Source organism: Streptomyces sp. NBC_00316, from assembly GCF_036158715.1.
Lineage (GTDB): Bacteria > Actinomycetota > Actinomycetes > Streptomycetales > Streptomycetaceae > Streptomyces.
In genome coordinates, this window is the sequence record NZ_CP108023.1 from 2,217,959 (window position 1) to 2,231,925 (window position 13,967).

The window sequence follows — 13,967 nt, forward strand, 5'->3', positions numbered from 1 at the left end:
GGCGGACTCCTGGCGGGGTGGACGGGGCCGGGAGCGAGGTGCCGGTCTCCGGCCGCCGGTCAGGACAGGCGGCCGTCGACCATCTCGTGGACCCGGTCGGCTGCATCCATTATCGCCATGTCGTGAGTGACCATGACAGTGGCCGTACCGCGCTCACGGGTCTGCTCGGCGATCAGCCGTACCGCCTCGGCCGAACGTACCCGGTCCAGTGCTGAGGTGGGTTCGTCCACCAGCAGGACGGCGGGGGAGGTCATCAGGGCGCGGGCCAGGCCCGCGCGCTGGCGTTCGCCTCCGGAGAGCTGGTGCGGGCGGGAACCCGCACGGTGGGTGAGCCCGACCGCTTTGATGAGTTCGTCGGCCCGGGATCGGGCCGCGGCGTCGAGGCGGCCGTCGATGTGCAGGGGCAGCAGGAGCTGTTCCCTGACGGTGAGGGAAGCCAGCAGGTTCGACTGCTGGAAGACGAAGCCGATGTGGCGGCGGCGGGCGGCGGTGCGTTCCTTGTCCGAGAGGGCGGTCAGCTCGGTTCCGGCGATGTGCACGGTGCCCGAGGTGGGCCGTTGCAGGCCGCCGGCGACGGCGAGGAGGCTGGACTTCCCGGATCCCGAGGGGCCGACGACGGCGACGAACTCGCCGGGGGCGACGCTCAGGCCGACGTGGTCGAGGGCGGTGACAGCGGTGTCGCCGTCCCCCAGGGTGAGGGTGACGTCGTCCAGGCGCAGCCCGCCGGAGCCTGCGGTGGCGGCGGTCTGGTGGTCGGTGGCGGGGGTGGTCATCGGGTGGCTCCCAGAGCGGTCAGGGGGTCGACGGCGGTGATGCGGCGGATGGCGACCACGGCGCCGAGGGTTCCGAGGACGATGAGGAGGCCGGAGGAGGTGGCGATGGCCGGGGCGGAGAGGGCGAAGGGGGCCTTGCCGATCATCATGCTTCCCAGGGCCATGCCGACGGCGGTGCCGACGGCCGTAGCACCGACAAGCACGGCGACGACCTGGGTGAGCGCGTCGCGCAGGACATATCCGGTGGGGGCGCCGAGCGCCTTCAGCAGGGCGATCTCGGCCTTGCGCTGCACGGTCCAGACGGTGAAGAACGCGCCGACGACCAGGGCGGAGATGGCGTAGAGGAAGCCCTTGATCAGGGCCATGGTGCTCGACTCGGCCGTGTAGCCGGGGGACGCGCCGAAAGTAGTCTCCTTGGTATCGGCTCGGGTGCCGGTCGCCTTCTCCACGGTGGAGACGTCGGCCCCCGGCTCCAGTGTCAGGGCGACGGCCGTGGCCTGCTGGCGCGCGGCCTCGGGCAGGTCGCCCGGCAGGCCGTAGTGCAGCTGCCGCCAGGTGTCGAGGTCGGCGTAGGCGACGCCGATGTGGCCGTAGGAGACGGTCTCGTCGACCAGGCCCACGACCTTCAGCCGCACCTCGCTCTTGTCCACGATCAGGACATCGCCGACCTCCACGCCCAGGTCAGCGATCTCCTGGGTGATCACGATGCCGGCACTGCCAACTTCCAGGCCCTCACCCTTGCTGGGGCTGGGGGCCAGGGAGGAGTCCGGTGCCATGCCGAAGACAGCGAGGTTGACCTGCTCGCCCTTCTTGGCTCCCTGGTTCACCCGGGCATTGGTCAGGGTGGTTCCGAACGGCTCCGCCCGCTCCACCCCTGGGGTCTTTGACCATGCCTGCCAGTCCTCCTGCTCGACGGTCGAGCGGGAGAACTGCTCGCTGGTCGCCTTCTCATCGAAGGCCATGTGGGTCACGGGCAGCGCGCGCAGACCGGATATACCGGCATCCGCCAGACCTGAGGCAAGCCCGGACAGTAGGACACCGAGGACCGCGATGAGCGCGACCACCGCGCCCATCAGGGCGAAGCGACCGCGGGCGAAGCGCAGATCGCGTAGGGCAAGGAACACAGAGCTCTCCGAGCGATGAAGGGGATGAGGGGCACGACAGGCTGGCCACGCCGTCTCTTTGCTTAAACTTGACGACGCGAGTGTTTGCATCCTATCGCATGTTACCGACACGTCCGTCGGGATGATGCGCCGCGTGCGTCGGCCGGACCCTCCCGACCGGACTGCCACCCCCGCGGGTGCGGCCTGGCTTCGCCTGAGGTTTGTACCGGGTCCGCCGGCCGGTCGGACCGCTCGCGAGGGCTGGTCACCGAGCTGTCGATCATGACTTCGGAGCGGGCCGCGAAATCGGCCGTCCCGGTCCGGGAAGCGGCGGACCACCACCGCACAGAGGTCCGCCTCCGGGGACGGCTTGAAGTAGCGGCGGAGGTTCTCCGGCTTCTTGTGCCGGGACTTCGCCATCAGCATCAGCAACGACGCGCCCTGTTCGCCGAGGTGGGTCAGGGAGGAGTGGCGGTACTCGTGCAGGTCCCAACCAGGCCCAGCCCGCGCACGGCGGTGTGCTCGTCCAGCAGCGCCCGGGCCAGCCCGTACGACAGCCTGGCGAACCCGGGGTCCGGGCAGACGTCACGTGGGCTGACGACCTTGCCCGGCCCCGGGCGGCGGTGGGTGACGAAGACCGGCCCGCGGGTGCGGCCGCGCCGTCCTGCTTGAACTCTTCCGAATACCGGGCTGCACCCACCCCGACACCTCCATGCCAGATCCCACGATCTGACCCTCAAGAGATGTCCACAAACACGGGCAAACCCCACTACAGACTTACACCAATGCGCGCATTAGATGCGAATAGTTACATAAGACCTAACCTGTTGCTGACGATGTACGTTCTGGAAGGTGGTAGGGCCGCCCGGCCCGTACGCTATGGATCTTGCGTTTCTGCAGCCTCTGTACGCCACCGATGCCCCTGTGGTGTCGGTGCATCTGGACACCACGCGTTCGGCACTTGACGCGGACAAGCGGATCGAACTGCGGTGGCGATCCGCGCGCCGGTCGCTGGCCGAGCAGGGCGCGGACGAAGAAGACCTGCGCCTGCTGGACGGTGTAGTCGGAGGGGTTGCCGAGGTTCCGGGCCCCCAGGGAGAAGCGCTGTTCGCCTCGGCGGGGAAACTCCTGGGGGCCTTCACCCTGGCCGAGCCCCCGCCAGCCGAAAGCGCGCGATTGCTGCCGGTTCCCGATCCCCTGGGCCTGGCCATTGACAGGGACCACCAACTGCCGCATGTCGTCGTGGCCGTGGACCGCGAGGGCGCCGATGTCGAGGCGTACCCCGCCGCGGCTCATGAGCCTTCCTTCCAGCGCTCCTTCCACGGCAGCACGCTTCACATCACCCGGGTCAAGGCCGGGGCCGAGGCGCAGGCGTCCTTCCACCGGCGGTCGGTCAACCTGTGGACCGAGAACACCGAGCAGGTCGCCCAGGACGTGCGCGACGCGGCGGCCCATGTGGACGCCGCAGTAATCCTGGTCGCCGGGGACCCCAAAGCGGTGGGCCTGCTGCGGGAGCACTTCACGGCGCGCCCCCCGCTCGGCCAGCTGGTCTACATCGGCGGCGGACGCACCGACACCTCCGCGCGAGAGAGTCTGCGGGCGAACGTGGATGACGCCATCCGGGAGGCGATGGCCGTCCAGCACCGCGGTGTGCTGGACACCCTGGACGCTGACCTGGCTGGCGGACGTGCCCTGCAGGGCATCCCGGCGGTGAAGGAAGCACTGGCAGAGGGACGGGTGGAGGTACTGCTGCTCGCCGCCCACCAAGCCGGCGCCCCCGTCCTGTATGCCTCCCGCCATGATCCGCGCGCCCTGGGCACCGATCCCGCCGCTCTGGGAGGTGGCCCCACGGTCTTCAGCGCGCCCGCCGCGCCGCTGCTCCTGCGCTCGGCCGTCCTGGGCGGTGCCGCGTTCACCGAACTCCTGCCCCCCGCACGCGCCACGGACGGCGTCGCCGCCCTACTGCGCTACTAGTGCCGTGGCAGACAACGTTTGCCCTGTTGTGATGTAACACGCCGTCCGGGTGCTGTGCCGGGCGGCGCGTGACCGTCACCCTGGCTGGGTGGCGGAACGAGTGCGCGTGCGCGAGATCGACGATGACGAGGGCAGACGGCTACTACGGATCATCCGCAGGGGAACTGGGTCGGTGGTGACCTGGCGGCGGGCCCAGATGGTGCTGCTGTCCGCGCAGGGCATGCCGGTCGCGAAGATCGCCGAGGTGTCGTTCACCAGCGACGACCGGGTCCGGGACGTGATCCACAACTTCAACGCCGACGGCTTCGAATCGCTGTATCCGAAGTACAAGGGCGGCCGCCCCAAGACGTTCACGCTGCCCGAGCGGCGCGAGATCAAGAAGATTGCCAAGTCGAAGCCGACCGAGCATGACCTGCCGTTTTCGACCTGGAGCCTGTCCAAGCTGGCGGACTTCCTGGTTGCCGAGGGGGTGGTCGACGACATCAGCCACGAGGGCCTGCGCATCCTGCTCCGCGAGGAAGGCGTCTCCTTTCAACGCCTGAAGACCTGGAAGACCTCCCGCGACCCGGACTACGCGGCCAAGAAAGCGCGCGTCGAGCACCTTTACGCGATCGCCGACGGCGACGTCATACCCGAAGACGGCGAGCCTGAAGTCATCTTCTGTATGGACGAGTTCGGGCCGCTCAACCTGATGCCCCACCCGGGCCGGCAATGGGCCGAGCGCGGTGGCAAGCGCAAGGACCCAGATCGTGAGCCACGCCGACGACGGCGGGCGACCTACAACCGCTACGGCGGGGTGCGGCACCTGTTCGCCGCCCTGGATCTGTCCAAGGACAAGCTCTACGGCCACATCAAACCGGTCAAGAAGCGCACGCAGTTCCTGGAGTTCTGCCGCTACCTGCGCAGCCTCCATCCGGACACCGTCCGCATCGCGATCGTCTGCGACAACTTTTCCCCGCATCTGACCACGAAACGGTGCCAACGGGTCGGCACCTGGGCCGCGGCAAACAACGTCGAGATCGCCTACACCCCGACCAACTCCTCCTGGCTCAACCGCATCGAGGCCCAGTTCACCGCCCTGCGCTACTTCACCCTCGACGGCACCGACCACGCCAGCCACAAGGAACAGGGCAGCATGATCCGCCGCTACATCATCTGGCGAAACCGCCACGCCGACGACCGGCGCCTACGCGCCGTCGTCAACAGGGCAAACGTTGCCTGATGCGGCACTAGCTCCCCGGTTGCAGGCCACCATCCGGGCGGGCCCCACCCGGAAAGCGGCCGCACCCGATCAGGCGCGAAGCCGATCCTCATTCGAAGGAGATACCGTGCCGCAGCCCATCATCGTCGGCGTCGACGGAACGTCCGACAGCCTGCTCGCGGCCGACTGGGCGGCCCACGAAGCACGACGACAGGAAGCACCGCTGGTCCTGCTGTACGGCTACGAAAGGTTCGGCTTCGGCGAAGAGGGCTACGAGGACGAAGAGGCCAGGAACCTTCTCGACGCCTCTCTGACATGGGTGCGCGAACACCACGACGGCATCGAGGTGAAGGCCGAACTGGCGATTCAGCCGGAGTCGGAGCTGCTCGTCGAGCGCGGCAACGACGCGCAGATGATCGTGCTCGGCTCCCGCCGGCTGGGGCCGGTGACCGGATTCGTTCTCGGATCGGTCGGCCACCGCGTTCTGAGCCAAGCCGCCTGTCCCGTGGTCCTCATCCGCGGAGGCACCGCCAGCCGCCGGCCGCAGAACGCCGAAATCGTGGTGGGCGTCCCCGAGGACGAGGAAGAAGCCGATGCGGTTCTGGAGTTCGCTTTCCGGGCCGCCACCACACGCGGCGCCCCACTGCGAGCTGCACGCGCCTGGCAGCTGCCCCTCGTCCTCACCCGCCAGTCCGCCGCGCGGGTCCTGTCGGAAAAACGAGAAAGCCTGGAGGCGGCCCAGCAAAGTGGTCTGCTCGACCGTCTGGAACCCTGGCGCCGGGCCCACCCCGAGGTCACGGTGATCGAACACGTCGATCTCGGGCCGATCGTGGAAATGCTGGTTTCCCTCGCCGCTTCGGCGCAGCTCCTGGTCGTCGGCCGCCGCAGCAGACTCGGCACCCGCTATGTCGGGCACGTCGCCCACGCCGCACTCCACTTCGCCGACGCCCCCATCGCTCTCGTGCCGACCCGGTGAGCACCGGCCGCCGCCAAAACGGCGGTAGCGGCCCTCCACAAGACCCCTGGACGGGGTAGGAGATCTTCGGACCTACAAGGATGGCAGGGTGCACCGCGCGAGGCAGTGCCATGCCCGGCGGGCGCATCACGGTGCGTACGCCCCAGGTAGAACGCAGTGAATGAGCAGCAGTCACACGGCGACGCGGTGCCCTTCGCCGACCTGCGCAGGCGCCTGGGTACCGAGATGGAGCAGATCGCCCGGCAGTTGCAGGCTCCCGCCGCCACCAAGACAGGCTCGACGGCTGCTCAACGCGATACTCGCCATCTCCGGCGAGCTGGAGCTGAGCGAGGTGCTCCGGCGGATCGTCACCACAGCCATGCACCTGTGCGGTGCCCGTACAGCGTGCTGGACGACGAAGGGCGAGCGCCCCCTTCGAGCGCCCGGGTCTTCCGATCTCGCCAGCGCCCGGGCCGGTCGGTCAGGCCATGAGCGAGCTCCACCACGAGGCGAGAGGAGCGGTCGGGATCCATGGACTGCGGGAACTCCTGCCTGACACTGACGGTGTATGCGAGGCCGAGGACAGCAATGTCCACTCCGCCCTCGCGTGGGTGAAAGAACGAGTGGGCCTTCCGCACCTCGTACCCTCGCCGGACCGCCTCAGCTGACAGTCCCCGCAGCAGCAGAATCGACCTTCGGCGGAGCCCAGACGGCATGACGTGTCGGCGCTCGTCGTCTTTGAGCGCCGACACGATCGGATGGAGGTTCCCCAGCCGCGAGGGAACGGGAACCGGATCCCCGTTCTCCTTCGGCCGTTGACTCCGCGCATGGGAATGCGGGCCGTCCGCAAGAAACAGCTCCAGCCTCGGCCCACCGTACGGAACCTTCTCGATGCGCTTGCCCGCTGGTTCCAGGCCGTGCCGTTTCGCGTAGTTGACGACACGCCGCCACTCCGTGACCTCGTCGTCATCAGGGTCGGTGATCCGAACGCGGCCCTCGGCGACGAGCCGCTCGATCAGCTCATGAGCCTTCTCCCGCTGGGCTCGCGCGACGGGCCTCTCGCTGTACGGCGTCCGAGGGTTGGCGGGCGCTGCCGGCTCACTGCCATCAGCGACAGCAGAGTCGTCGTCGATCATCAGGACCCCACCATCCCGCAAGGTATCGGCCGAGCGCCAGCCACTCGGCATCGAGGCTCCACCGCCCGCGCTGGAAACGAGGCCGTTCGACGAACCCGTACTGCCGTATGAAGCCGAAAGGCGCCCGTCAGCCCTGGGAGTCCCCTGGGACTTTTCTGGGACTTCCGGCCCCATCAAGCGGCACGAACGTGAAATAGCCGAAAGGTCATTCGCGCAGGTCAGCGGCCATCGCACACCTATCACAGCAGGTCACGGCGCTCGCTGATCTCTTCCGGGACATCTGACCGGCGCGGTGTCGTGCCCCTTGGAGGCAAGGGGCACGACACCTCAACATGCAGCTGACCTGCGGATACACGCCTTCACAGCCCTCCACTGATCACTGTTGTTTTTCAGCACCTTGTGCAACGCACGTGCAAGATGATCTTGCATGGTTGACGATACGTCAGAGATACCTGAGTATCCGTCAGCCTTCACGGAGGGTTGTCACCGAAGTGGCCTCGCAACGTCCGATGTCGGTCGTGTCACGCCGACCGCGTCTGGTCGACCATCGGCACCCACGTCGAAGACCCGGCAAGCCACCCCGGTAACCATCAGGGTGCTGAGGCGGCGACCCTTGCCGATTTGGTAATGCCCTTCGGCCGTCGGCCTGGGGCCACCGGCTGGGTAGGTGCTGCTTGTGCTGGCTCTCGCACCGCCGCGAGTACCGTAAATCGACTCACACAGCAGCCCTCCGACGCTCCCCCGGTCTGAGACGGCCGTACCGGGGGAGCGGATCCGGGAAGCGTCAAGGCGTTGCGCTCTCAGGTTTCGGCCGGTGGCCCTCGGGCTCCTGGAGGCTGGGGTGCCGTCCGTCGTGCAAGGCGAATTGGTGGTCGTGCGAGCCCGGGCAACGGCGGAGCGGGCCGGGTGTTCCGTCTGCGGGGTGCGGTCCGCGCGGGTGCACAGCCGATATGTACGCCGTCTTGCGGACAGCGCGGTCGGACACCGCCGGGTGGTGATCGAGTTACAGGTCCGTCGGTTCCGCTGCGGTGAGGGCACGTGTAGGCAGGTGACCTTCGCCGAGCAGGTCAGCGGGCTGACCTTCCGCTACGGCCGACGCAGTGCCGGGCTGCAGGTGGTGTTGCAGAAGCTGGCGCTGATGCTGGCCGGCCGGGCGCGGGCCAGGCTGGTGGACGCGCTCGCGGTTCCGGCGAGCCGCTCCACGCTGCTGCGCCTGATAAGGGCCCTGCCGGAACCGGCACCGCGCACTCCGAGGGTGCTCGGGGTGGACGAGTTCGCGCTGCGCAAGGGAACGTCTATGCCACCGTCCTGGTGGACATCGAGACCAGGCGCCCGGTGGATCTACTACCCGACCGCAACGTGTCGACGGTGGCCAAGTGGCTGACCTCCCATCCCGGCGTCGAGGTGATCTGCCGCGACCGCTCCCTCGCCATTGCCGAGGCCGGACGGCTCGGGCGCCCCGGACGCCATCCACGTCGCGGACAGGTGGCACTGCGCCATGAGGCGCCTTGTCGTATCCCCGATTGAATCGGCAAGAATTTGGAGGGAGGTTCTTGGGTCCAATGGCTTACCTAATCCGGAAACGGTGAGGGGACCGCAGCATGCCAGGAAAGCGACGGCCGGGCTCAGGCATTGGAGACGGGGCGTCGCGGGACCCGCGTGATATGGCGAAAGCTGGACTGCCTGAATCCCAATCCCCAGAAGATTGAAGGTCGAATCCACCGGAAAGATGCCTGAAACCGGTGCCGCGCCCTGCGGCGGCTTTGTGCCATGGCCGACGCAACCTCCGCAGTGCGGAGCGATGCCCAGCGAGGGCATTCAAGGGGATGAGTGGGGCGCCTACGTCACGCTACTACGTACGACAAGGACGAACATGGGATCGCCTAAGGGATGAGATCTTCCTATGGCGACGGAGGCCCCGTAGTAGTCGCCGGAGTCACGACCGGCCAAGGAGGACGGGAAAGCCGTCTGCATCGGGCGAAGGGGGCCACCGCCGCCGCCGACGGTGGAGGAGACGTGCGTGCCGTGTCCGTTCCGGTCGGCGACCTCCTGGCCCTCGATGAAGCTCTTGGTCTCGCTCACCCGGTCCTTGAGATCGGGGTGGGTCAGGTCCACGCCGGTATCGAGGACGGCGACCTTGACGCCCTTTCCGGTCAGCCCCGCCTCCCAGGCCGCGGGGGTGCCGATCTGGGCGTTGCTGGTCTCCATGGCGGCGTCGACCCGGGCGTCCAGCCAGATCTTCTCGACGCCGCCCGCCAGACGCACGCTGCCCGGAGCCGCGCTGCGCGCCTTGGAAGTGACGTCCGGCGCGACCGAACGCCAGAACTCACCGGACGTCGAGGCCTCCAGCGCCGCACCGCCCACGCTCGGCAGCCCACGGACCTGGCGGGCCCCGCGGGGCGTCGTCGCGCTCCGGGCGTTCTTCGTGTACGTCACGATGAGCGGCAGCCCGTCGGAGGACGGGTCACCCAGCCCCTGCTCGAGCAGAGCGGTGACGTCGAAGAGCTCGGCGTCGAGGACGCCCGCCTGGAGGTAGGGCCTGGCCTCGTCGGGTATGACAGTGATCCGGCCGTCGGAAATCTCGCTGCGAACCGCTCCGGTAGCGCCCTCGGGGCGCTCCACGGCGACCGACTTCTGCCCCGCGCCCAGGTCGGTCACGGTCACCTGGTCACCGGTGATGAGAGTGACGGTTCGCGCGGTGGTGGGTGCGTGCACGGTCGACGCGGCACGGTCGGTGCCCGACGCCGTCCCCATCGTCCCGGCTGCGACGGCCTGCCCGGCCGGCAGCAGTACGAGCGACAGCCCGGCTGCCAGCAGCCGAAACCTCCGCCTCGCGGATGCTCTGGTCATGGATGTCTCTCCTCCGCGCACCCGGCGAATCGGTGGTTCCGGGTGCTGCGAAGAGTTTCCGGGCCGGACACCTGCTTGTGGCCGTTCTGCCCTGGCGGTTGACCGCCGTGCCGTAGATTCGCCAGCAAAGGACACACCAGGGACCGGAGTTACGCCCAGCCGTGATGCCGGGCGTACCAGCCGAGCTGGATGCGGGTGGACGCGCCGGCCTGGACCATCAGCCCCTGTATGCGCCGCTGCACGGTGCGCGCCGACATGTCCACCTGCGCGGCCACCGCGTGGTCGGTGAGACCGGCGAGCAACAGGCGCAGAATGCGGGTGTCCAGGACGTCGATCCCGTGGTGCGGCTCGCCGTAGGGGCGGGCCCGTTCCCACACGGAGTCGAAGAGCGCCTGGGCGATGTTGGCGAGCCCGCCCCGCAGGACGAGGCTGGGGTCGACCTCGCTGCCGGAGCCGTGCAGTGGAAGCATTGCCACCTCGCTGTCACAGACGATGAGTTTGAGCGGTACGCCGTCCACGGTCCGGACCTGCATGCCCTGGGCGAGCGACTCGTCGACATTGTCGGCTGCGTGCGGTTCGGCCAGGAACGACTGGTCGATGACGCCGCGCGCCCGCAGTCCGCGCGCCAGCACGGTGGGCTCCTCGGTGTTCTCGGGGCCGACCACCTGGACGTCGCCCGTGACGAACGTGTCGATGGCGTGCCGGGCGGAGAGCTGGAGCTGGAGATAGCGCTGGCGCACGGCATCTCGCCCCTCGACGACCTCCACGAGATCGCGCTGCGCGCGCCCCATCGAGCCGGTCCGATAGGTCTCGACCAGCTCGGCGAGCGCGAGTTCCGCACGGTGGAGGCGGATGCGGCGCTCCGTCAGTTCGGTGCCGAGCGCGACCGACGGCGGCGCGGCGACGTAGTGGCCGCTGCCCGGCTGCCTGCTGACCAGGGCGCGATCGGCGAGCGAGCCGAGCGATTCCGCGACGTCGGCTTCGGGGACGGCTGCCGCCGCGGCCACCTCGGCGAGCGTGGCCGACGGCCGTTCGATCAGCACCCGGTATACGGATTCCTCGCAGGCGCCGAGCCCGAGATCTTCCAGTGCCAAAGCCACCCTCCGGTCCGTGTCGACGCCGGATTCTCGCAGCTCGGCCGGGCGCATCCGACTGCGGGGCCCGGTGCTGCCGTCGGAGCCGTGGAAACCGCGGACGGCCGGTGCACCCGCTCGGCAGGGCAGGTGCACCGGCCGTCCTGGACGGGTCCACGGCCCGGCCTTGCGGGTCCGTCGGCCGAAGCGCGGGCCGGTGCGACGTGGGTCGGTCGTGCGGTCAGCGGACCAGGGTGACCTCCGGGGAGGTCCAGATCTGCGTGCCCGGTGACTTCTGCCGATCTCCCAGCGCCTTGTCGAAGACGAAGCGCAGCCGATACGTACCGGCGGGCGCCGCGGTGCCGTCGGCGCGCGTGGCGTCCCAGCTGTAGAACGCCACGCCGGTACCCGCGCCGGAATTGCGGGTCACCCACGACGCGTCGTACGGGATGTCGACCACCTCGCCACGGGTGTCGAGGACCTGGAGCCGCATCCGCTCCAGCAGCGGGAAGCCGTGGGACAGCATCACCCAGGCCTTGTCGTTGGCCGTGGAGGTGTCGGTCAGGTCGACGGTGGTGGGGAGATTCTTGCCGAAGGTGAAGTAGGCGGGACGCAGAGCCGGGTTGTCCAGCGTCTTGTTGACCGAGGTGAAGGTGGGGTTGATCGCCGACACCGCGTCGAAGTCGCCCGCCATGCCCAGATAGGGCACCCGGATCTCCGGGGCCGTCGTGCCGGACCGGGTGAACTCCACCCAGCCTCCGAACAGCGTGCCCTCGGCGACGTCGCGGGGCTGCCTGATGTGCACAGTCACGGTACGGCTTCCGTGCGCGGGCACGGTGATCCTGTCCCGTCCGTCGACCTCGGCGTCACCGGTGGCGTCGGTGGGCTGCCACTCGCTGGTGTACGGCGGGGCCGCGGAGACGGCGGCGCTCTGCCCCACGCGGTAGGTCACCGGACGGGCGGCCGGATTGTGGAGCGTGATCCGGCGGGTCCGCTGCCGGCCTTCGAGGTCGCCCAGGGCCAGCTCGGACGGTGCGGCAGTCCCGGTGTCGCCGGAGACCGATGCCAGTGCGGCGACTGCGTCGATCCGGCCCGCGCCCTGCTGGGCGACGGGCTGCCGGCCGCGCTCGTGATCACCGGTCATGGCGAGCGGGGTGGCCGTGTTCTGCAGCGCGGTCTGTACCTGGGCCGGCGTGAGGTCCGGCCGGGCCTGGAGCAGCAGGGCGACCACTCCCGCGACGTGCGGGGACGCCATCGAGGTACCGGACATGACGCCGTACCAGTCCTGGCCCGGGGGCAGCGCGGACAGGATGTACCCGCCGGGTGCGGCGACGTCCGGCTTGAACTCCAGCTCGTTGCCCGGGCCCCAGGAGGAGCTGGCGTCCATCAGTCCGGCGGCGTCGGCGCTCATCGGCGCACCGGCGTACGCACCCCAGGTCAGCTCGGTGCCGGCCGGCGCGGCCTTGATGCGCTCGGCGTCCCGGGCACGGATCCCCACCACGGGGATGCCGATGGTGTTGCAGCAGGGGGAGAACGGCATCGCGTCCGGATCGCTGCCCGACGGGTTGTAATGGACTGCGGCGACCGCACCCGCAGCCTCGGCGGTGCGGGCCAGGTCCATCACCCGGCACTTGAACACGTCGGTACCGGTGTACGGGGCGAACAGCGCGATCTTGCCTTCGAGGCTGCCGGCGGGCAGCGGGTCGCAGCTGGACGGAATGACGGTCACCGGGTGCCCGCCGGTCGAGGGAGCGGCCGGGGCCCGACCGGAGTCCATGTACGGAACGGGAGCGGTGGAGCCGTCGTCGAGTGTGAACGCGAGGAACGGGTAGCGGCTGCTGTAGGTGCTGCCGACCGCGATCGCCCCGTCCGCGACTGCGGGTGCCGAGGCGTTGAAGGGACCGGCGTAGCCGTTTCCGTTGGCCACGACCGTGGGAACGCCGGAGTCCACCAGGTGGTTCACGGCGAGCGAGAGCAGGCTGCTGCTGCGGTTGCCGGTCGCGCCGAGACTCATGTTGACGACGTCCACGCCGTCGGCGGCGGCCCGGTCGAGTGCGGCCAGGATGATGGCGTCGGTCGGTGTGTTCTTCGTCCCGAACACCCGGTACGAGCGCAACGTGGCGTCCGGGGCGACGCCCTCGATGTGCGTGTCGTCCCCGGCGACGATGCCCGCGACATGGGTGCCGTGCCCGGCTGCCGGGCCGAACCTGTCGTCGTACGGATCGGCGTCCTCGTCCGCGAAGTCGTACCCGCCGACCACCTTCGCGTTGGGGAAGCCCCCGCCGCCGAGAGCCGGGTGGTCGTAGGCGACGCCGCTGTCGATGATGCCGACGGTGACACCCTTGCCCGTGAAGCCCTGGCGATGGGCCCGCGGGACGCCGGTAAGCTCCGTGGCGGTGACGATCTCCCGGCCGGAGGGGGCCTGTTCGCCCGACCGTGTGTCACGGCCCGCCTGGGCGACGGCCTTTTCCAGGACGTCCTCGGACACCGGGGTGGGCTTTTCGGGCATCTCGTACGTCACCGGCTCGGTCACCTGAGCCACACCCGGGAGTGCAGCCAGCCGGTCGGCCTGCGCTGCGGGCACTTCGACGAGGAGACCATTGACGACATTGCGGTACTGGCGTCGCACGGACAACGCGATGCCCGCCTCGTGCGCGTCGTCGATCAGCTGCTGCTGAGCATCGGAGACGGTACGGCGGGCCGTTGCCCGGTCCTGGGGTGCCACCTCCTGCGCAGCCGGGGCGCTGTCGAGCGTGACGATGCGCGCCACCGACGGCCCGGACGGGTCACCGGAGTTCGCGTGCGCCCAGTCACCGGGCAGGACGAGCGAGACGAGGAGCAGCGCCGACGCTGCGGATATCGAGTGTCTGTACACGACGGTCGATCAAATGCGACCGGTGGC

10 protein-coding genes and 2 pseudogenes are annotated in these 13,967 nt (G+C 69.3%); 5 read left to right on the forward strand and 7 right to left on the reverse strand.

Going from position 1 to position 13,967, the window contains the following annotated elements; all coding sequences use genetic code 11:
• Positions 1 to 59: 59 nt before the first annotated feature.
• From OG878_RS09755 to OG878_RS09765, 3 genes and pseudogenes are all read right to left on the reverse strand, one after another.
• On the reverse strand, positions 60 to 773 hold the full coding sequence (locus OG878_RS09755) for an ABC transporter ATP-binding protein (protein ID WP_306068879.1): 714 nt from the start codon (positions 771 to 773) through the stop codon (positions 60 to 62).
• Positions 770 to 1,897 (reverse strand): ABC transporter permease, encoded by a 1,128-nt coding sequence (locus tag OG878_RS09760; RefSeq protein WP_327334575.1) that lies wholly within the window; start codon positions 1,895 to 1,897, stop codon positions 770 to 772. The genes OG878_RS09755 and OG878_RS09760 overlap by 4 nt, the downstream gene beginning before the upstream one ends.
• A gap of 333 nt (positions 1,898 to 2,230) precedes the next feature.
• Positions 2,231 to 2,535, reverse strand: a pseudogene (locus OG878_RS09765) (site-specific integrase); the annotation flags it as partial.
• A gap of 220 nt (positions 2,536 to 2,755) precedes the next feature.
• Between OG878_RS09765 and OG878_RS09770 the strand changes: the two are divergent.
• From OG878_RS09770 to OG878_RS09780, 3 genes are all read left to right on the forward strand, one after another.
• Positions 2,756 to 3,850, forward strand: coding sequence for a baeRF2 domain-containing protein (locus tag OG878_RS09770; protein ID WP_328886416.1), 1,095 nt, complete (start codon positions 2,756 to 2,758; stop codon positions 3,848 to 3,850).
• An 88-nt stretch (positions 3,851 to 3,938) separates the two neighbouring features.
• The gene (locus tag OG878_RS09775; protein WP_328891195.1) at positions 3,939 to 5,072 is read left to right on the forward strand and encodes an IS630 family transposase; all 1,134 of its coding nucleotides are present in this window, start codon (positions 3,939 to 3,941) and stop codon (positions 5,070 to 5,072) included.
• 106 nt (positions 5,073 to 5,178) lie between these two features.
• Positions 5,179 to 6,027: a universal stress protein gene (locus OG878_RS09780; RefSeq protein ID WP_328886417.1), complete on the forward strand. Its 849-nt coding sequence runs from the start codon at positions 5,179 to 5,181 to the stop codon at positions 6,025 to 6,027.
• A gap of 347 nt (positions 6,028 to 6,374) precedes the next feature.
• Here OG878_RS09780 and OG878_RS09785 read toward each other — a convergent pair whose 3' ends face one another.
• Positions 6,375 to 7,142, reverse strand: a complete 768-nt coding sequence (locus OG878_RS09785) for a hypothetical protein (protein WP_328886418.1) — start codon at positions 7,140 to 7,142, stop codon at positions 6,375 to 6,377.
• A gap of 874 nt (positions 7,143 to 8,016) precedes the next feature.
• On the opposite strand from OG878_RS09785, the pseudogene OG878_RS09790 reads away from it, so the two are divergent.
• A pseudogene (locus tag OG878_RS09790) lies at positions 8,017 to 8,163 on the forward strand (transposase family protein); the annotation flags it as partial.
• Positions 8,164 to 8,190: 27 nt separating this feature from the next.
• On the forward strand, positions 8,191 to 8,526 hold the full coding sequence (locus OG878_RS09795; protein WP_328891538.1) for a hypothetical protein: 336 nt from the start codon (positions 8,191 to 8,193) through the stop codon (positions 8,524 to 8,526).
• Positions 8,527 to 8,981: 455 nt separating this feature from the next.
• On the opposite strand, the gene OG878_RS09800 is transcribed toward OG878_RS09795, so the two are convergent.
• The 3 genes from OG878_RS09800 to OG878_RS09810 all read right to left on the reverse strand — a co-directional run bounded on the left by OG878_RS09800 (position 8,982) and on the right by OG878_RS09810 (position 13,940).
• On the reverse strand, positions 8,982 to 9,992 hold the full coding sequence (locus OG878_RS09800; protein ID WP_443049083.1) for a S8 family serine peptidase: 1,011 nt from the start codon (positions 9,990 to 9,992) through the stop codon (positions 8,982 to 8,984).
• A 149-nt stretch (positions 9,993 to 10,141) separates the two neighbouring features.
• On the reverse strand, positions 10,142 to 11,086 hold the full coding sequence (locus OG878_RS09805) for a helix-turn-helix domain-containing protein (RefSeq protein ID WP_328886419.1): 945 nt from the start codon (positions 11,084 to 11,086) through the stop codon (positions 10,142 to 10,144).
• Positions 11,087 to 11,306: 220 nt separating this feature from the next.
• Positions 11,307 to 13,940 (reverse strand): S8 family serine peptidase, encoded by a 2,634-nt coding sequence (locus tag OG878_RS09810; protein WP_328886420.1) that lies wholly within the window; start codon positions 13,938 to 13,940, stop codon positions 11,307 to 11,309.
• Between the last annotated feature and the right edge of the window lie 27 nt (positions 13,941 to 13,967).